Source organism: Desulfogranum aggregans, from assembly GCF_055398265.1.
Genome location: NZ_AP042447.1, coordinates 2,996,118 through 3,014,983, shown reverse-complemented (window position 1 = coordinate 3,014,983; position 18,866 = coordinate 2,996,118). Strand labels below are relative to the sequence as shown.

Below are 18,866 nucleotides of genomic sequence, written 5' to 3'. Positions count from 1 at the left end.
GCCCTGTGCGGGAATACCGCACGCAGGGATCTGCGAGGGGGCGGTCGGGTAACTGGCCGTCCTACCTTAATTGCTTAAGGAAATGAAATGCTACAAATACAATGTGCATTAGCAAATACAGGTTTTGATGAGCAGGAACTTATCAATTTTATAAAAGATGAAGTTCCAGGAGTCACATTATATAGATTTAACCCACCACCTGGTACGTTTATAAATGCGGCTTTCGACTGGAAAGGTTTATTACATGATACGGCTGCTATAATCACTGTTGGCTCTGTTCTTTGGAATGCATATGTTAAATTTGTAGAACCATTAATTGAATCAGGTGAGAAACCAAATGCAGGTCTATTTTTACAATTAAAAGATGTAAGTGGAAATTCCTACCAAGTAATGCTTGGAAAGCAATTTAAAGACAAAGAAATCTTCATCCAAGATTTTAAAGAAAAAACCTCAAGGATGACTTTAGAATTTGATGGTGAAAAGAAGAAAATGATTGTCGAGGATATTGAGAAGTCAAATACTTGGATAAAAATAAAATAGCATAACCAGTCTTTTCACCATCGCTCCACTGCGTTCCGCTAGACTCGCTGAAGCTCGCCGGTGAACTCAACGCTGGCGTCCCGCTGCGCGCGACGCCATCGTTTCGAGCTGAGCGTAACCGCTCCAGCACTTGGCTGACGGCTCTAAAAAAATGGCTCTTCGCAGGAAACGGTGCATAAAAAAACTTAACAAATTAAAAAGCATGAGTTCTTTTAGGTAGATAGAGGCCGGCCAGCCATCCTTCTACCTACAGAGGAACTCATGCTTGTTGAACAGATAATCAAACAGACGGTTGATTTGCAAGGTTTTCGAGTACATAGGGTCACCAATGATCCAGACGGATTTGTAGCTGAAATTCGACCTGACGCCCGGTATGGAATCCGCTGTGGAACATGCGGCCACCTTGCCACGTATCGAGACAGGCGTGATGAACGTTATTTCCGTCATGTGCCCTTGTGGAATATTCCAGTCTGGTTCAGGTATCAGCCCCGAAGGGTATACTGCCCCAGGTGCAGAGGTGTCCGCATTGAAAAGCTTCCCTGGGTAAAGGGCAAGCACCGATTTACCCTGGCCTACAGCTGCTTTCTTGCCAAATGGGCTGAAATGCTTCCGTGGTACTCGGTGGCCAAACTGTTCAACTGTTCCTGGGGCACCGTGGCCGCGGCCGTAAAGAGCGTGGTCAGCTTTGGCATGGAGCACCGTGACCTCAGTGGTATCACCCACATCGGCGTTGATGAGATTTCGCGTAAGAAGGGTCAAGTGTATCTCACCAATGTCTATGATCTCCGCTCAAAAACATTGATATGGAGCGGAGTGGAGAGAACCAAGGACGCTTTGCGATCTTTTTTCACCTATCTCGGGCCAGAGCGTACGGCAGCCCTCCAGGGTATTTGTTGCGATATGTGGAAACCCTATGTCGAGGTGATCAAGGAATGCGCTCCCCAGGCAACTCTGGTCTTTGACAAATTTCATATCGTTCGCCACTTGATGGAGGCCGTAGACCAGGTCCGCCGTGACGAGATCCGCGAGAAAGGCAAAGAGCATAAAGCTCTCATGAAAGGCAGTCGTTATATCTGGCTCAAGAACCCTTGGAACCTGGCTCCGAAGCAGCAGGTCAGGCTCAGCAGCCTTGAGCATATGAACCTGAAGATCAACAGGGCGTATCTCCTCAAAGAGCGTTTTCGCGACCTGTGGTCATACAAGACGAAACCGTGGGCCAGAAAGCATCTGAAGCAGTGGTTCTGGTGGGCGACCCATTCCCGCCTGCAACCCATCCGTGATTTTGCGTGGATGGTCCGGCGCCACGAAGAAAACATCCTGACCTGGTTTCACATGCCCATCAGCAACGGCACTGTCGAGGGGCTCAATAACAAGGCCAAGGTGGTCAGCCTAACAAGGCCAAGGTGGTCAGCCACAAGGCCTATGGGTTCCGAACTGCCGAGAACTTTATCTGCAATCTCTACCACTGCATGGGTAACTTACCGACTCCACCGATTTGTGTGAGGAGCCTAAAAAAATTAATCGGGAAAATACGCCGAGCTCGAAATTACAAGATGCCTGCTTGCTGATTCGCAGGCCGCCATCCAACCGCCGGAGCGGACATCGCCCCACAGGGAGGCCACTTGACAGTGACCTCCCTGCAGGACGCTGCCGCTCAGCTCGAAACGTTAGCTTGATGCTCCTTCGGCCTAGAGAGTCATTTCATGACGGATTATTATTCAGACAATCTTGATTGGGATATCGTTTATCGGGCGTTTCATGATCCCGCGAGAGTTGCCGAAAATATTACGTCACTATTGCGAAATATCGATAATCCTGTTGTTTTCTGCGGATTCCCGGAGGTGGCAGCAGAACTTTCACGAAGTTTCGAAATTGTGTATGTCGATAATTCTCCGACAGTTATAGCCAACAGTCAGGCGCGGTACCCAGGCGTCGCTCGTATTGTTCTTTCAGACATTAGTGAATTTCTGCGATCAAGTAACGCCAAGCATGTCGTGATCTCTGGACGCCTGTCGGCATTTTGGAAAACATCGGAAAATTTGAGGACGATTGCTGATGCAATTTTGGCTTTCCCAAGAGAGTCCGTCTTGATCGATTTCTTTGACGAGAGTCAGGTATTTCCCGGCCAGGTTGTGAATTTTTCTTCGCCGGAAGGCAGCGGTACTTGGGAGTGTTTGGATGTTGAGCCTTCGACGACTCAGCAACCAATGATTATGACTGTTGCGCTAAAAATTGACTATTCATTGGGCGCAACAAATGCGTCTTATGTGGCCAAACGATCATACTTTGATTCATCGTCTCTAAAACGCTGGAAGGAAGAAGTATTTAGCGAATACGAATCGAGCCTACTTGAGGGGTTGGTGCCAAACGACCCCAGTTTTTCTATTAAGATGGTGCCCCGAAGCTGATTTTAATCGTGCATCAGAAAGCTAACAATTGGCTGCATAGCGACCGATTTTTCGCCGCTTCGCCGCTCCAAACCGGTGCGTGAGCCGGGCGTTGGGCAACAAAATAATAGTTCGATAACAACTAGATAATCATACCAAAAATGATAAAATTACTTACTTGTGAAACCTGGGTGAGTAGAAATGATTTCTACGCCTACACGACAGCTAACGCAAGCAAATTCCCAAATTTGTTAATTGATCGTTCAATGTGCCAAGATCCTTTTTTGGATCAATATCAACCAGTCAACACAGCTAAGGCTGTCATCTCAGGATTGTGTCGTGGATTGAGTAACAAATTAAGTAAAAATGATACAATAATATATGTCACCAAGGTACCAAACCCTGTTTTGAAGAAAATCTACGGAGGTCAACAGAAAGTACTAAAACAAGTTTCTACCAGGAATGACTGGTACTTTGGAGTTGCAATACTTCGAGTTGATGACATCGTTGATTCGCATCTTCTAGCATCAAACAAATTTACAACTCCCCGACAGTTTGTTCATAACCCTTCAGTGACTCCTTATCCACCTAATTTAGCACATAACCCAACTCCTGTAGCAGCAGCGGATATATCAGAATCAGTAAGTTATGTTGGTAGTTGTAGATATATAGGTTCAAATTCTACCTGTATTGACTACAATCATAATTATCATTTTTATCATAGACGACAGTCATGTATGTATAAAGGTGGCTTAAAAGTAGCCGAATGCGTTTTTGTACAAAGTAACATTTTTGGAGGAGCCGATCCATCAAATTCTAGACCTTTAAACCCTGCAAATGCTCCATTGTTAAACTCAGGTGACTGGGGCAATACCAAAATGAATATTCAAGGAATTGAATTAGATAAACAACAAGCAAGTAATATAGTGGCCAAATTTTAACAAATGCCCAACAAAACGTTCGAGAGGGGCGGCTTTAACATGGCGGCATTTTCCAAGTTAACGGTATCTCAAAGGCAATGAATCCTGGGGACAGTATATTAAATGGTGGTACATTGTCGATATGCTGCTATATTTTAATCATGGCAAGAATTGCACGGGTAATAGCCACTGGCTACCCTCATCATATTACCCAGCGAGGTAATCGTCGCCAGCAGACCTTTTTTTGTGATGACGACTACTTGGCATATATTGAGCTAATGGCGCAGTGGTGTCATAAGTATCAAGTCGAGATCTGGGCTTGGTGCCTTATGCCGAACCATGTTCACCTTATTGCTGTCCCTCACACCAAAGAAGGTCTTGCCCGAGCCGTTGGTGAAGCCCATCGCCGTTATACCCGGCGAATCAATTTCCGTGAAAAATGGAGAGGTCACCTGTGGCAGGAAAGATTTGCCTCTTTTCCCATGGATGAGCAACATCTGTTGGCCACAGCCCGATATGTCGAAATGAATCCCGTTGGTGCAAGGTTAGTGGAAAATCCAGAAGATTACCGCTGGAGTAGTGTCCATGCACATCTTAGCGGAAAGGATGACGAGCTGGCAAAGGTAGCGCCCTTACTTGAACTGGTTCCCAATTGGCGCAGTTTTTTGAACTTGACCCCGTCAGATGAAGTCGATCTGCTCCACCTTCATGAACGAACCGGTCGCCCTCTAGGGAAAGGAGATTTTATAGATAAACTGGAGAGTAAACTTGGCCGGAGGTTAAGACCACAAAAACCAGGTCCTAAAAAGAAGGCCAAAGGATAGATATACTGTCCCCGTAACTCTGAAACTACGTGCAGCTCGAAACGTTGTGCCCTAGAAGAAATCATCAGTCTTGAAAAGTGTGCATCTTGGATATATACTTAAAGCATGGATAAGATATACAAGGAATTATTAAGCCAATGTGAAGGTTTTGAGTGGGATGATGGAAATATAAATAAAAATTGGCTGAAACATAAAGTCAGCCCTGTTGAATGCGAACAGTTTTTTTTTAATAGACCTCTAGTAATTCAAGACGACATAAAACATTCAGAGAGGGAAAAAAGATTTTATGCACTTGGTCGAACCGACTCAAACAGAACCTTATTCATTGCCTTCACTGTAAGAAGCAAGCGTATTCGTGTCATTTCAGCCAGAGACATGAGTCGAAAAGAAAGGGAGGTATACAATAATGAGTAAACGAATACCAAAATTTAAAAATGAAGAAGAAGAAAGAGAGTTTTGGGAGAACCATGACTCCACAGACTATATCAATTGGGATAAAGCCGAAAAAATCACCTTTTCCAACCTTAAACCTTCAACAAAAAAAATATCCCTTCGTCTTCCGGAAAGTATGATTGAAGAGCTTAAGCTTCTAGCCAACAAAAGGGATGTTCCATATCAATCTCTTTTAAAAATATTTCTTGCTGAGCGCATAGAAAAAGAACTCAGCGCACGCTAATCAAGAAAACAAGCATTAAGAAAAATTGTAGAATCAACCGGTTCGAGTTGAGCGTAACCGCTCAAGGCTTTGGCTGGCGGGTCTCTGAGGAATTCTGGGGACAGTATCTTAAATGGTGGTGTATTGTCGATGTGCTGATATATTTTAATCATGGCAAGAATTGCACGGGTAATAGCCACTGGCTACCCTCATCATATTACCCAGCGAGGTAATCGTCGCCAGCAGACCTTTTTTTGTGATGACGACTACTTGGGGCTTGCTGAGCAACAAGCAAGACCATGAATTTGTGTTTAAAAAATAGTATAATCGGCGTCGTAAGTGCACAGAAAACGGCTGACACCTTCCAAAACCCTTGCACCTTCCGACAGTAACACCATGTACAAGCATAATCAGAAGCAGCTCGAACTCCCTGAATTTTCTCTACCCTTTCATGGAGAGCTGGCACCTGACAACAAATGGGTAAAATTAGCTGCCTTGATCCCCTGGGTGCAGTTCGAAGAACGCTATAGGGAAAATTTCTCGAAATCCGGTACCGGGCACCCGGCTCTCTCTGTGAGAATGGCCCTCGCCGCACTGATCATCAAAGAAGAACTAGGTGTCAGTGACAGATTATGCGTTGAGCAGATCACGGAAAATCCGTATCTGCAGTACTTTTGCGGGCTCAAGTCCTTCATCACCATGCCACCGTTTGACGCCTCCATGTTTGTCCATTTCCGTAAACGCTTTCCGGCAGATGTGTTGAGCGAGGTCAACAATGCCATTGCAGAGAAGATGCACGGAGATCAGGACCCACCGGCACCCGGCCAAACACCCCCAGGAACCGATACCGAGACGACGAGCGACCAAAAACCATCTCGCAACAGCGGCCAGTTGCTGGTGGATGCCACATGTGCTCCTGCGGATATCACCTATCCCACCGATATCAAACTCCTCAACAAGGCCCGTGAGAAGAGTGAGCAGATCATTGATATCCTGCATGAAGCCAGAGGACGAGGATATAAGAAGCCGCGCACCTACCGTCAACGAGCCAGAAGACAATTTTTGTCTATTGCCAAAGACAAGCGGATGAGTCGCAAAAAGATTCGAAAGTGCCTCCGTCGGCAATTAGGGTATCTGCGGCGCAATCTCAACTCCATTGATCAACTTGGTGAGCATCAAGGATTTACACTGCTCGGCCGTCGCCATTATAAAGAGCTGCTGGTGATTTCTGAGGTATACCGCCAACAACAGTGGATGTACGAGAACCGCAGTCATCGTATTGATGACCGTATTGTCAGCATTAGTCAACCGCATGTTCGACCGATCAAGCGTGGTAAAGCTGCTGCTGACACTGAGTTCGGGGCCAAAATCAGTATCAGCCTTGTGCACGGCATCAGCTTTGTCGACCATATCAGTTGGGACAACTACAATGAAAGTTGTGACCTTATTGCTCAAATCGAGGCGTATCGTACGCGATATGGTTGCTACCCGGAATCGGTGCATGCCGATAAAATTTATCGTAACCGCGAAAACCGCCGATATTGCAAGCACCACCAGATTCGATTGTCTGGCCCCAGGCTTGGCCGACCGCCAAAAGTGACCCAGGAAAATGCCAAAGCACTCCAAGCAGCAAAACAGCAGGCCAGGCAGGATGAAATTGACAGAAATGCGGTTGAGGGCAAGTTCGGTCAAGGCAAACGCCGCTATAGTTTGAACCGGATCATGACCAAGCTGTCATGTACCAGTGAAACCGCAATCATGATCAGTTTCTTGGTAATGAACCTGAAACGGTGGCTGGCCATCGTCGTTTTATTATTTTTTCAAAGAACAAAAGCTCGATTTGCGAATGTTTGGTGGACGCCTCATAAACTTTCTTGCCTTTTGGCCGGGTTTAAAGCCATCGAAGCCGCAAGTGGTTAATCGTTGTTCAGCAAACCCTACTTGGCATATATTGAGCTAATGGCGCAGTGGTGTCATAAGTATCAAGTCGAGATCTGGGCTTGGTGCCTTATGCCGAACCATGTTCACCTTATTGCTGTCCCTCACACCAAAGAAGGTCTTGCCCGAGCCGTTGGTGAAGCCCATCGCCGTTATACCCGGCGAATCAATTTCCGTGAAAAATGGAGAGGTCACCTGTGGCAGGAAAGATTTGCCTCTTTTCCCATGGATGAGCAACATCTGTTGGCCACAGCCCGATATGTCGAAATGAATCCCGTTGGTGCAAGGTTAGTGGAAAATCCAGAAGATTACCGCTGGAGTAGTGTCCATGCACATCTTAGCGGAAAGGATGACGAGCTGGCAAAGGTAGCGCCCTTACTTGAACTGGTTCCCAATTGGCGCAGTTTTTTGAAATTGACTCCGTCAGATGAAGTTGATCTGCTCAACCTTCATGAACGAACCGGTCGCCCTCTAGGGAAAGAAGATTTTATAGATAAATTGGAGAGTAAACTTGGCCGGAGGTTAAGACCGCAAAAACCAGGTCCTAAAAAGAAGGCCAAAGGGTAGATATAGTGTCCCAGGAACTGCCATGTGACAAAATGTCAAAAAGACATTCAACTCTCATCATAAGGAAACTTATATGAAAATTGGAATAATTGGGACCGGCATTGCCGGTTTAAGTGCAGCCTGGCTTTTCCATCGTGTTGGACACCAAGTGACGCTTTATGAGAAGCATCATTCTCTGGGCATGGATGCTCATTCAATGGCCCTCGAACAGGATGGTGTCGCTCTGCGCACGGATGTGCCACCCCGTATTTTTAATGTTACTCAGTGGCCAAATTTGGTCAATCTTTATCGTGAGGTGGGGGTTGCATTATGCCCCATTGATCCATCGCAATCTTTTAGTTTGTTGGGTGAGCATAATTTTCTCAATGTAGAGGTCGCTTATCAACCACAACTACCAGAAGGGCTTGATATCACCGAACACCTGAACCAGATTATGAATGATATCAAGCGGCTTGCCTTTGGCGCTTCGCAGGACTTGGCTGGTGGCTTATCGTATCAAACAACGCTGGCTGATTATCTTCAATCCAAGGCTTATTCACGAGCCTTTATCTACGATTTTCTTTATCCGACCCTCGCTTCAACGGTTTGCACGTGTTCTTATGAGAGTATAGATGCTTATCCGGCTCCCGTTATTTTGCAAACATTACTCAATCTGTTTGGAGCCCAGCCCTTATTACGAACAAAATATGGTACGCAAGACGTTGTACAGCGTTTGAGTCGTGGCATTGACGATATTCGCTATCGAACAGGGGGCTGTGCGGTGTATCCAACACCGGCTGGTGTGCGGGTGGAAACGACAGAGGGGCAGGCCGAAACATTTGATCATCTGATTGTCGCCACTCAGGCGAATCAAGCCCTCGATCTTTTATCCAGCCCTTCCGAGGCTGAATGCAAAATGCTCAGCGCTTTTAGCTATGACGACGTGCCCATTATCGTTCATCAGGATCCGGCCTTGATGCCTAGTAAAAATGAAGGCTGGGCTCATATAAATCTCATCATTGCTCAGGACCGGTGTGCCACAATGTGCAGTGTGTGGATGAACCGCTTTAATCCGGATTGGCAGATTGCCCACCCAGTTATCCAAACCATCAATCCTCTGTTTGCGCCGCAGCCAGATACCATTGTCGCCCAGTATATCTTACAACGGCCGGTCGTCAATGAGCATTCATTGGCTGGTTTAGATTTACTCCAGCAGTTACATCAGCAGGCTGACAGACGGATCTGGTTCTGCGGATCCTACGCTGCTGAGGGGGTACCCCTTTTAGAAAGTGCGGTTCTTTCCAGTCTGCGGGTAGCTCATCGTTTGCAGGTTCAATTGCCGGAAACATTTTCGGCCATTAGGCCATAAAAAGGGGGCAAGTCTTTGCTTGACGCATCTCAGCAGTAACAATTCCCTGCTTAAAGGATACCGGCGAGCAGATTCAGCTGTTGAAATATAGTAGGGTGAGGAGTATTGCTTCGAGAAAACAAATCTTGAAAATCCAGCAGCCAATAGATCGGACCAAAGCAAGTAGGCTGGAAGTTGACAAGAGTCAAACAGAGACGTGACCCCTTCACAGGAGGAAAGCAGCATCGCAAACTCATGAAAAAAGCCTATTTCCTCACCATTTCGATCATCGTTGTCGGCCTCTTTTTCGGTTACCGCTATCTTACCCGGGAAAAGCCGATCAACGTCACTGTGCAGACGGTGGACAGCGGCGTGGTGGAGGCCACGGTGGCCAATACCCGGGCCGGTTCGATCAAGGCCCGCAATCGCGCCAATCTGACCCCGGCGACAGGCGGCCAGATTGCCACCCTCAACGTGCGCAAGTCGGATGTGGTTAAGGCGGGGCAGGTGCTGCTTACCCTGTGGAACAAGGATCTGCAGGCGCAGTTGCAACTGGCCAAAAGCGAGGTGCTGGTGGCTGAGGCCACGGTTCGGGAAACCTGTCTGATGGCCGATCTGGCCCAGCGGCAAGCCGAGCGGCAGAAGGAATTACGCGGGACCCGCGCCACCTCCGAATCCAGGTATGATGAGGCCATGGCCGCAGCCCAGGCCCGGAAAGCAGGTTGCGAGGCAGCCAAGGCCCGGCGGGCAGTCAGTGCGGCCCAGGTGGAGGCAGCCAGCGCCATGGTGGAGCGAACCATCCTCACTGCCCCCTTTGACGGCATTGTCGCCGAGGTCAACGGCGAGATCGGCGAATACCTCACCCCTTCGCCGCCGGGAATCGCCACCCTGCCGGCGGTGGACCTGATCAATATGCAGTCGCTCTATGTCACCGCACCCATCGACGAGATCGATGCAGCCCAGGTGCGGACAGGCATGGACGTTCGAATAAGTCTCGACGCCTTTCCCAAACAGACCTTTCCGGGCCACGTGCACAGTATTGCCCCGTATGTGCTCGAGGTGGCCAAACAGGCACGCACTGTGGAGATCGAAGCTGATTTTACCGAGCAGTCCGCGCCGGAAAATCTCCTGGCCGGCTACAGTGCCGATGTGGAGATTATCATCGATACCCGCACGGATGTCCTCCGTATTCCCAGCGAAGCGGTGCTGGAAGAGCGCTTTGTCTTTCGTGTCCAGCCTGAGGATAACCGCATCGAGCGTCGACAAATTACCACCGGCCTGAGCAACTGGAAGTTCACCGAGGTCCGTTCTGGCCTTTCCAGGGGCGATCGGGTAGTGACTACCATCGACCGCAAAGGACTGGCCGACGGGGCGCTGGTCCAGATGGAACAGCAGGCAGTCTCGCCATGATCGAACTGCGTGAAGTCAGCCGTATTTTCAACGTGGGAGGGCAGGAGGTGCGGGCCATGGACCGGATCTCCCTGACCATAGAACCAGGCGAATACATGTCGATCATGGGGCCTTCCGGCTCCGGCAAATCGACCCTGCTAAATATCCTGGGCCTGCTCGATACGCCCAACAGCGGTACCTATCTCCTGGAGGGGATGGATGTCACCAGCCTCAGTGATAATCAGCTGGCGACCACCCGCAGCCGCAAAATCGGTTTTATTTTTCAGTTTTTTCATCTCATTCCCCGACTCACTGCCCAGCAGAACATCGAGCTGCCCCTGCTCCTGGCGGGGGTGCCGAGCAAGGAACGGCAGGCGCGCAGCACTCGCCTGATCGAGGCCTTCGGGCTGGCTGCCAGGAGTAATCATCGCCCGGACGAACTCTCCGGAGGGCAGCGCCAGCGGGTGGCGATCGCCAGAGCAGTGATCAACGAGCCTGCGGTGCTGCTGGCCGACGAACCCACCGGTAACCTGGACCGCCATTCCGGGGCTGAGATCGTCGAACTGATGGAGGAGTTGAACAGCAATGGTCTCACCCTGGTGGTGGTGACCCATGATCCGGAGATCGGCAGTCGGGCCAGGCGCCAGATTAGGGTGGTGGACGGCCAAATCGCAGCCGACAGCCTCCGTGGAGCCGGCCATGCGGCCCCTTGACACCATCGGCTTTGCCATGCAAAGCCTCGGCAGCAACCGGGTCCGTACCCTGCTGATGCTGCTGGCCATGAGTATCGGCGTGGCCTCGGTGGTCCTGCTCACCGGCATCGGCAACGGTGCCCGACTGTACATCGTTGATCAGTTTGCCTCGCTGGGCACCAATCTGGTAATCGTTATTCCCGGGCGCACTGAAACGGCTTCCAATACCCCGGCCACCCTGGTGGGCGAGACCCCGCGTGACCTCACTCTGGGCGATGCCAGGGCGCTTATGCGGGGTGATACCGTGCGGCGATTGACCCCGGTCAATATCGGCGAATTGAGCATCGCCTGGCGGGGCCGGGAACGGCAGGTACCGCTGATCGGCTCCACGTCCCAACTCCTTGAGATTCATCATCTCACCATGGAGCGGGGCGTTTTTCTACCTGATGAGGATATGGAAATAGCCCGGCCGGTCTGCGTAATCGGTGCCAAGGTCTATCGGGAACTGTTCGGCACGCAGAATGCGCTGGGGGAAATGGTGCGGCTCGGCGGGTTCCGTTGCCGGGTTATCGGCATCCTCGGCTCGGAGGGGCGCTCCCTGGGGCTGGATACCGAAGAACTGGTGATAGTGCCGGTGGCCTTTGCCCAGATGGTGCTCAACACCGAGGGCCTGTTCCGCATCCTGATCGAGGCCAAGGATCTGGAGGTCCTGAATCGCCTGAAGAAGCACATCAGTACCACCATTGCCAAACGGCATTATGGCGAGGAGGATGTGACCATTATTACCCAGGATTCGGTGCTGGCCACTTTTGATAAAATCTTCCGAGTGCTCACCCTGACCGTGGCTGGCATTGCCGGGATCAGCCTGGTGGTGGCCGGAATTCTGATCATGAACGTCATGCTGATGGCGGTCGCCCAGCGGACTGCGGAAATCGGACTGTGCAAGGCCCTGGGTGCCAGTCAATTGCAGATCATGGCGCTGTTGGTGACCGAGGCTCTGGTCCTCTCCACCATCGGCGGTTTGATCGGGATGGCGCTCGGTTTTGGCGGTTCCTGGCTGGTTATCCAGTTCTACCCGACCCTGCAGACCACTCCGCCGCCCTGGGCCATTGCCGCCGCCCTGGGCACGGCGCTGGGCACCGGGTTTATTTTTTCCCTGCTGCCCGCCCGCCGGGCGGCCCGCCTTGATCCCATCCAGGCGCTGGCTAAACACTGAGGCGAGCCTATGGATCTCTGGGATCAGGTTCATTTCGTCACCAGCTCCATCCGGGCCAAACGGCTGCACTCGTTTCTTACCGGTCTGGGCATTGCCGTGGGCATTGCCGCGGTCATCCTGCTCACCTCCATGGGCGAGGGGCTGCAGCGGTTTGTGCTGAGCGAATTCACCCAGTTCGGCACCAATCTGATCGCCATCAATCCGGGCAAGGTTACCACCATGGGCACGTCCCTCGGGGTGATCGGTTCCGAACGGTTGCTCACCCTGGAAGACTGCGAGGCCTTGGCGCAGATCCCCCGGGTCGAGGCAGCGGTGCCCTTGGTTCAGGGCAATGCCGAGGTCAAGGCCAATGGCCGCACCCGGCGGATCACCATTTACGGGGTTGGGCCGGATATGGATCGCGCCTTTCGCATGCAGGTGAAAAGTGGCCGCTTTCTGCCGCCGGACGATGCACGCACCGCCCGGCCCTATGTGGTGCTGGGCCATAAGACCCGGCAAGAGCTGTTTCCCGGTCGGAATCCACTGGGCCAGCGTATCCAGATCGGCAACCAGCCCGGGCGGGTCATCGGGGTGATGGAATCCAAGGGGCAGATTCTCGGCTTTGATATGGATGACACCGTGTACATTCCGGCGGTACGGGCATTGGATCTGTTTAATCGCGACGGCTTGATGGAGATCGATGTCCTCTATCAGGAAGGCGCGGACGCCGATGAGATGGCGGCGGCTATCAAGCGGGTGCTGCTGCAGCGCCACGGTCAGGAGGATTTCACCATCACCACCCAGCAGCAGATGCTCGATGTGCTCGGTTCGGTGCTGGGCATGCTCACTGTGGCAGTAGGGGCACTGGGCGGCATTTCGCTGCTGGTGGGCAGTGTGGGCATTTTTACGGTAATGACCATTGCCGTGCGTGAACGGACCGGTGAGATCGGCTTGCTCCGTGCCCTGGGGGCGACGCGCGCGCAGATCCTGGTGTTCTTTCTCCTGGAAGGAACCCTGCTCGCGGCCCTCGGCGGGGCGGCCGGCCTGGCAGCGGGGCTTGTCTGCGCCTTGCTCATCCACACCTTTGTGCCGCTGCTGCCGGTGCATACCCCGTGGAGTTTTGTCTTTCTGGCCGAGCTGCTGGCCATGGGCATCGGCGTTGTTGCCGGCATCATCCCCGCCCGGCAGGCTGCCGGGCTTGATCCTCTGGAGGCGTTACGCTCGGAATAACAGGGTGCCGGCGGTAAAAATCATGTATTTCCTCTTGGTTCCTCCGCTAGGCGGATGTGGCGAAACCCAATAAGCAGGGAGAGCATAAAAAAGAGACAGATCTCTTTTTATGTTAATCCACGGAAGACAAATTAAAGTATTTTTTTTCAGAAGGAAAACAGAGAGTACAAGCGGGATCTCCAAGACAAAGAGGTCTTTGTCATAGTTGCAGAAAGTAAAGAGTGGTTGGATATCCTCTATTTTCTCGGCTCGAACGGTTTGTGGTTTACCTTGCTGAGAAGCTACCTCTTCTCACCTCATCAGTGGCTCCATCGTTGACCAGACGGGTCAGGCTGAACTGATCGGCAGTAAACAGGTCATCTCTTAAGGTAGTGAGCATGGCGGTGGAATGCAGAATTTGAGTACAGCGGGAATCGGTATGTTCGGTACCCTGTTTACACAGTACGGGGGTCTCATGCTGCGGAGCATACAGACTGAGTCCGGCAAGCGGCCTGATATACTGCAACTGTGAACTCTGGGCAGTTTCAGCAAAACCATGGTGCGCGTCATCAAGGATAGCAAGGAGACGCGCCGGGAGCTGATACATGGGGATGGAACCGGTTTGAACTGGACCCTTGCGACCATTTAAAAGTATCAGCGGGGTCGTGACATAATTCCTGAACATGGCGGCATCGAAATCACTTTTGTTTTTCGTGAAAAGCCCCTGCTGCACAAAACAATCATGATTTGGACCAAGGTATGGCAGGTGATCGCCATAAAAGACAATGATGGCGTCGGGATCAATTTTTTGAAGCTGCTCGACAAAATCCATCAATTCTTTACTCTTGTAATAGATCTGGTTGACATATCCTTTGAGCATTCGATTATCAATACCGATATCTATAACTTCAGGCCTCGATTCGGAGAGAGGGTAGTCCAGGTGGCCAAAAAAGGTTACGATGTAAGCAAAGTAAGGGGAAGCTATTGTTTCTTTCTTTAACTTATCAAGAACTTGTCTATAAAGAGAAGCGTCACTGAGGAATTCCCGATTCATGTCGTCCAGGCTGAAATCGTTTTGCGACCAGTAGTGGTCAAAGCCAATGCGTTGATAGGCATTGACCCTGTTCCAGAATGCTGCGTAATTCGGGTGTGCGGCTATACTGGTATATCCGGAGCCTTTGAGGTATCGGGGCAGGCAGGGAGCCTCATTGCGCAGTCTGCCTTCAAAAAATACAGCATTTTCTGTCACCGGAAAACCACACAGCGCTTCAAACTCGGTGTTGGCCGTATACCCTCCAAATACAGGTGACATTGCCGTACTCTGCGCTGCCTTGCTCCATAACCGTCTGAACCGAGGATCAACAGGGTCCGGGTGAATTCCCGCAAATGTGAGCAGCATGGGATCCCAAAAGGATTCGAGGAGAATCATATAAATATTGGGTTTACTGTTCAGTGAAGCGCTGCTGTCAAAGTGAAGAATTCCTGGTTGGAGCGCATCCAACGCATTGAGGGTATCGTCACGGGAGATATTCACCTCGCTACGGGCTACATTTCGTATGCCCTCATGGATGATATGCCGGATGAGACCGCGCTGTTTGTAATTGCCCGGCTGATTCCAGACCCAATCTCCGTATTGCTTATCCATATAAGCAGTCACTTCTCCTGCATAGGTAAAGAGCAGTGAGACAGCAACGATTCCGCATAAAAAAAGAATCCAGGTACTTCTATGTTTCCAGGCGATGGATACGATTAAAAGTATAACGGGAAGGCCGACAGCGGCTATCATAGCCGGCTGACGCCAGTCGGAAAAAAGGTGGAGCATATTGGTAAAGGCGAGGAAGTCGTCGGGCATTAACGGGCTTCCCAGCACGTTCAGCTTCAAGGCATTGGTTATTTGTAAAACAGTTGCAAGCAGTGAAAAGGAAAGTGCCCACATTATCCAACTCCTGGCGATGGAATAAAGCAGGAGGCCAAACATAATATGCGCGGCAAGGTCTCTGACCAGCGTGCCACTCCATACCTGAACAGAGAAAAAATGAGCATCAACTAGCTGCAGTGCCGTATAAAGTACAACAATGTAGAGTGCAGCCGAGCCGATCCCCAGAATGCTTTTTTTCCAGCTTACCGTATTTTGACCGGTTTCCGATACGCTACGATAGACAAAAAAAGTTTTTCGAAATTTCATCTTGTCACAGACTTGAACGGATGAGTGTATTCCTTCATGGTTCAGGAGTAACCGTTCCGGATGCCACCTTTCCATTCTCTTCAGAACCGGCGGCATATCGATTGATTGGTTCCATGGCTCCAATTAAACCCGCAGGCAGCCGAGGCATAGCGCTGATTATTGAAACCAGAACAGTAGCAAGAAACGGAATTGTCTGAATAAGAAGAACTAGTTGCCACATGCGTAAATCCAGCAGTGACAGATCTTGTGTGAGGCCAAGCGTATAACAGCCCAAAAGAAAGGCGATGGCAAAAAGCAGCTCTTCGCGACAGGCTGCCAGGGCTTGCATCAGTTGATTCCTGGTGGACATCTTCGGCGTTCTGAAAAATCCGATTCCTTTTGTGACAAAACCTGCAAGCATGGCCCGACCGATTGTGTGCGACAGGGCAAGACCGGCCAGGCCAGCTGCCAGACACTGTCGGTATCCGGCTTTAATCCGCCACCTGTACAGTGCAAACATCTTCAGGACCTTGAAGCTGAAAAAAGTCAGCGGCATAAGCGAAAATATTGCTTCCGGGGGACTGAAGTGGTCAGGCCGCAGGATCATCAAAGTGGTCCAGGTCAGAGCCCCCAGGTTAAACAGCATGTTTACCCCGTCAGCTATCCACGGCAGCCATCCGGCGAGAAAATGATACCGTTGTCCCCGTGTCAGGCCGTTTTTTCTGAAACCGAGTAGACTTGCAAGATGGTGGCGCATAATGAGCATGGCTCCATAAGCCCATCGGAAACGCTGCTTTTTGAAATCAAGGAAAGTGTCGGGCATCAGCCCTTGTCCATAGCTTTTTGCGACATAAACGGCTTCATAGCCACGTTCGAAGATGCGCAATCCAAGTTCTGCATCTTCGGTAATGCACCACTCAGCCCAGCCGTTTATGTCTTGCATCACACTGCTTCGCACCATGGTCATGGTTCCATGCTGAATGATGGCGTTACGTTCATTTCGTGTCACCATGCCGATATGGAAAAAACCGTTGTATTCAGCTTGCATCATGGCTTTGAAGGCGGATTCACCTCCATCACGATAATCCTGTGGAGCCTGGACGATTGCTGTTTTCGGGTTATTGAAAAGTGGGGCAAGATCCTTCAGCCACGCCCTGCTGACCTGATAATCGCTGTCTATGACAGCAATAATTTCAGCATCGGGTGAGGTATGCTGCAGGGCGAAGTTGAGAGCTCCTGCTTTGAACCCCGCCAGCGGAGCAACGTGAAAAAATGTGAACCGTTCACCCAGAATCCTGCAGTACTCTTCTATCGGCTCCCAGGTTGTCGAATCTTTGGTGTTGTTGTCGATAACAAGTACCTCGTAATTGACGTAATCCAGTCCGGCCAGAGTATCCAATGTTTTCTTCAACATTTCCGGGGGTTCGTTATAGGCGGGTACATGCACGGAAACCATGGGACGGTAATCAGGGGGGGCAAGATGTTTGGGAGATCTGCGCAATGCGCCGAGCCACAATGCTTCCGCCCATTCGTGAGCTTCGGCCAGAAGCACAACACCTATCCCCAGAGCGGAGAGGATCATCAGTATGCCAACAGCGAGTATGCCGGGGGTGAGGTAGCGTTGCGTATAGTCATACACAATCCACACCGTCATCGTAACAACCAGGTAGGTGAGGATCGTTAAAAATCCCCTGCCTTTGTAGTTGAGTCCTTTTGAATCACGAAAGAGAAAAGCTGCAATAATAAGGGCGAGGGAGGCGCAAAGGCCTGCAAGTGTCGGCCACTCCGGTATACGGACAACCGGTGCCGTGTGAGGGAACTTTGCCACCCGGTCGGCATTATATACTCCCCAGGCGGTGCCGACCTCTCCCTCCAACTGCCGCTTCCATACCTGGTCAAAGGCCTCCATAATATAATAGGTATATTCTTCTTTTTCTGCCATATCGAGGAACTGACGCAAAAACAGTGCCTGGTTGGCGAGTGAGGCTTTGGCCTGGCCCCTGGTGGGCCCCCGGCTGGGCCACCCGATTTCAGAGATAACTATCGGTTTGTCCGGAAAGGCTGCTTTAAGTTTTGCCATCCGCTCGCGGGTGAACGCTAAAGCACTTCTTACATCAATTCCCTCCCAGTACGGAAGGATATGGACAGCTAGATAATCAACATGTTTGGCCAACTCAGGGTTATCAAGCCAAATATGCCACGGTTCAGCAGTACTGATTGGGGCATTGATGACTTTCTGCATGCGGTCAAGATAATTGATCAGGGTATTCAGCGACACATCTTTGCGTAATAATGATTCGTTGCCGATGACCACCCGTACAATGTTTTTAATTGAATCTCTATAAACGGTGCAGAGCTTTTCCAGTTCTTGCTCATTGCTCTTTTCATCCTGCCCTATCCATGCTCCGACGGCAACATTGAGGTTGTGCTGACTGGCAAGTCTTGGAATCTCTCCCTGTGTCCCGAGAACGGTGTAGGTCCTTATGGAAAAAACGCTGTCTTCAAGAAGGGCAAGGTCCCGGTCGATCTCTTCAAGAGTCGGGAAGTTGTTCAGGTTTGGAGTCTCGTGAACCCGCATCGGGTTAAAGGAAAAACCGTCAATGTGTCTTGGCCAGGGAGGAAGCTGATCTGGACGATTGAAAGTAGCCCAAACCATAAAACTAAGCGCTCCTATAAGGAGCACTAGAAATAAGGAAAGTTTGTTCATCGATAGAAAATTTTGCCTTGTAAATATCCGGAAATCATTGTTCGGGAATAGAGGGGTATATTTACTCTTCGTCTCTAACGATTCATGCAAGAGAGAAAAAATGGTTCTTTGTCATAGTTGCAGAACGAAGCAACTTCATCTGGACCAGATGGAGAAAAGGATTTCATTTCGCCCCAATCTTTCTCATTAGCAAAAAGAAATCAGATACCAAGATATGACGCCAGACACTGTTAAAGAATACATCAAGACTTACACTTGACGTGACCTGTTGCTTTAGTACTCAAAAATAACGGGAGAGGCAAACAACTTTTCTATCAAAAAAGGGGACAGATTTATTTTTTATTTGCCAGGT

At 50.2% G+C, this 18,866-nt stretch carries 16 protein-coding genes and 1 pseudogene; 15 read left to right on the top strand and 2 right to left on the bottom strand.

All coding sequences use genetic code 11. The annotated features are described in order from the left end of the window. Positions 1–87: 87 nt before the first annotated feature. From ACZ52Z_RS13260 to ACZ52Z_RS13190, 15 genes and pseudogenes are all read left to right on the top strand, one after another. Positions 88–540, top strand: a complete 453-nt coding sequence (locus ACZ52Z_RS13260) for a hypothetical protein (protein WP_464267258.1) — start codon at positions 88–90, stop codon at positions 538–540. A 261-nt stretch (positions 541–801) separates the two neighbouring features. After that, a complete protein-coding gene (locus ACZ52Z_RS13255) occupies positions 802–2,043 on the top strand; it encodes an ISL3 family transposase (RefSeq protein ID WP_464267257.1) in 1,242 nt (413 codons plus the stop codon). Positions 2,044–2,243: 200 nt separating this feature from the next. Then, positions 2,244–2,948 carry a class I SAM-dependent methyltransferase gene (locus tag ACZ52Z_RS13250; protein WP_464267256.1) on the top strand — a complete coding sequence of 235 codons (705 nt, stop codon included), beginning with the start codon at positions 2,244–2,246 and terminating at the stop codon, positions 2,946–2,948. A 140-nt stretch (positions 2,949–3,088) separates the two neighbouring features. Further along, complete coding sequence (locus ACZ52Z_RS13245) at positions 3,089–3,868, top strand: hypothetical protein (protein WP_464267255.1); 780 nt, start codon at positions 3,089–3,091, stop codon at positions 3,866–3,868. A 140-nt stretch (positions 3,869–4,008) separates the two neighbouring features. Then, positions 4,009–4,671, top strand: coding sequence for a transposase (locus ACZ52Z_RS13240; protein ID WP_464267254.1), 663 nt, complete (start codon positions 4,009–4,011; stop codon positions 4,669–4,671). Positions 4,672–4,776: 105 nt separating this feature from the next. Continuing rightward, complete coding sequence (locus ACZ52Z_RS13235; RefSeq protein WP_464267253.1) at positions 4,777–5,085, top strand: BrnT family toxin; 309 nt, start codon at positions 4,777–4,779, stop codon at positions 5,083–5,085. After that, a complete protein-coding gene (locus tag ACZ52Z_RS13230; RefSeq protein WP_464267252.1) occupies positions 5,078–5,347 on the top strand; it encodes a BrnA antitoxin family protein in 270 nt (89 codons plus the stop codon). Before ACZ52Z_RS13235 ends, ACZ52Z_RS13230 begins: the two co-directional genes overlap by 8 nt. Positions 5,348–5,497: 150 nt before the next feature. Continuing rightward, positions 5,498–5,596: pseudogene (locus ACZ52Z_RS13225) on the top strand (transposase); the annotation flags it as partial. Between the two features lie 126 nt (positions 5,597–5,722). Continuing rightward, positions 5,723–7,246 (top strand): IS5 family transposase, encoded by a 1,524-nt coding sequence (locus ACZ52Z_RS13220; RefSeq protein ID WP_464267038.1) that lies wholly within the window; start codon positions 5,723–5,725, stop codon positions 7,244–7,246. A gap of 39 nt (positions 7,247–7,285) precedes the next feature. Beyond that, positions 7,286–7,831 carry a transposase gene (locus ACZ52Z_RS13215; RefSeq protein WP_464270792.1) on the top strand — a complete coding sequence of 182 codons (546 nt, stop codon included), beginning with the start codon at positions 7,286–7,288 and terminating at the stop codon, positions 7,829–7,831. Between the two features lie 73 nt (positions 7,832–7,904). Further along, entirely contained in the window at positions 7,905–9,179 is a 1,275-nt protein-coding gene (locus ACZ52Z_RS13210) for an NAD(P)-binding protein (RefSeq protein ID WP_464267251.1), read from the top strand. A gap of 234 nt (positions 9,180–9,413) precedes the next feature. After that, the gene (locus ACZ52Z_RS13205) at positions 9,414–10,568 is read left to right on the top strand and encodes an efflux RND transporter periplasmic adaptor subunit (RefSeq protein WP_464267250.1); all 1,155 of its coding nucleotides are present in this window, start codon (positions 9,414–9,416) and stop codon (positions 10,566–10,568) included. Further along, positions 10,565–11,260, top strand: coding sequence for an ABC transporter ATP-binding protein (locus tag ACZ52Z_RS13200; protein ID WP_464267249.1), 696 nt, complete (start codon positions 10,565–10,567; stop codon positions 11,258–11,260). The genes ACZ52Z_RS13205 and ACZ52Z_RS13200 overlap by 4 nt, the downstream gene beginning before the upstream one ends. Then, entirely contained in the window at positions 11,247–12,455 is a 1,209-nt protein-coding gene (locus ACZ52Z_RS13195) for an ABC transporter permease (RefSeq protein WP_464267248.1), read from the top strand. The genes ACZ52Z_RS13200 and ACZ52Z_RS13195 overlap by 14 nt, the downstream gene beginning before the upstream one ends. A gap of 9 nt (positions 12,456–12,464) precedes the next feature. Further along, the gene (locus tag ACZ52Z_RS13190; RefSeq protein ID WP_464267247.1) at positions 12,465–13,664 is read left to right on the top strand and encodes an ABC transporter permease; all 1,200 of its coding nucleotides are present in this window, start codon (positions 12,465–12,467) and stop codon (positions 13,662–13,664) included. Positions 13,665–13,929: 265 nt separating this feature from the next. Here ACZ52Z_RS13190 and ACZ52Z_RS13185 read toward each other — a convergent pair whose 3' ends face one another. After that, positions 13,930–15,828 (bottom strand): LTA synthase family protein, encoded by a 1,899-nt coding sequence (locus ACZ52Z_RS13185; protein WP_464267246.1) that lies wholly within the window; start codon positions 15,826–15,828, stop codon positions 13,930–13,932. Between the two features lie 34 nt (positions 15,829–15,862). Beyond that, complete coding sequence (locus ACZ52Z_RS13180; RefSeq protein ID WP_464267245.1) at positions 15,863–18,514, bottom strand: glycosyltransferase; 2,652 nt, start codon at positions 18,512–18,514, stop codon at positions 15,863–15,865. Positions 18,515–18,866 lie beyond the last annotated feature (352 nt).

Excerpts from the sequence above, each read along its gene's own strand:
- ACZ52Z_RS13220 (WP_464267038.1), top strand. The coding sequence starts at position 5,723 with ATGTACAAGCATAATCAGAAGCAGCTCGAACTCCCTGAATTTTCTCTA.
- ACZ52Z_RS13235 (WP_464267253.1), top strand. The coding sequence starts at position 4,777 with ATGGATAAGATATACAAGGAATTATTAAGCCAATGTGAAGGTTTTGAG.
- ACZ52Z_RS13205 (WP_464267250.1), top strand. The coding sequence starts at position 9,414 with ATGAAAAAAGCCTATTTCCTCACCATTTCGATCATCGTTGTCGGCCTC.
- ACZ52Z_RS13245 (WP_464267255.1), top strand. The coding sequence starts at position 3,089 with ATGATAAAATTACTTACTTGTGAAACCTGGGTGAGTAGAAATGATTTC.
- ACZ52Z_RS13200 (WP_464267249.1), top strand. The coding sequence starts at position 10,565 with ATGATCGAACTGCGTGAAGTCAGCCGTATTTTCAACGTGGGAGGGCAG.
- ACZ52Z_RS13215 (WP_464270792.1), top strand. The coding sequence starts at position 7,286 with ATGGCGCAGTGGTGTCATAAGTATCAAGTCGAGATCTGGGCTTGGTGC.
- ACZ52Z_RS13255 (WP_464267257.1), top strand. The coding sequence starts at position 802 with ATGCTTGTTGAACAGATAATCAAACAGACGGTTGATTTGCAAGGTTTT.
- ACZ52Z_RS13260 (WP_464267258.1), top strand. The coding sequence starts at position 88 with ATGCTACAAATACAATGTGCATTAGCAAATACAGGTTTTGATGAGCAG.
- ACZ52Z_RS13250 (WP_464267256.1), top strand. The coding sequence starts at position 2,244 with ATGACGGATTATTATTCAGACAATCTTGATTGGGATATCGTTTATCGG.
- ACZ52Z_RS13210 (WP_464267251.1), top strand. The coding sequence starts at position 7,905 with ATGAAAATTGGAATAATTGGGACCGGCATTGCCGGTTTAAGTGCAGCC.
- ACZ52Z_RS13185 (WP_464267246.1), bottom strand. The coding sequence starts at position 15,828 with ATGAAATTTCGAAAAACTTTTTTTGTCTATCGTAGCGTATCGGAAACC.
- ACZ52Z_RS13240 (WP_464267254.1), top strand. The coding sequence starts at position 4,009 with ATGGCAAGAATTGCACGGGTAATAGCCACTGGCTACCCTCATCATATT.
- ACZ52Z_RS13190 (WP_464267247.1), top strand. The coding sequence starts at position 12,465 with ATGGATCTCTGGGATCAGGTTCATTTCGTCACCAGCTCCATCCGGGCC.
- ACZ52Z_RS13195 (WP_464267248.1), top strand. The coding sequence starts at position 11,247 with ATGCGGCCCCTTGACACCATCGGCTTTGCCATGCAAAGCCTCGGCAGC.
- ACZ52Z_RS13230 (WP_464267252.1), top strand. The coding sequence starts at position 5,078 with ATGAGTAAACGAATACCAAAATTTAAAAATGAAGAAGAAGAAAGAGAG.
- ACZ52Z_RS13180 (WP_464267245.1), bottom strand. The coding sequence starts at position 18,514 with ATGAACAAACTTTCCTTATTTCTAGTGCTCCTTATAGGAGCGCTTAGT.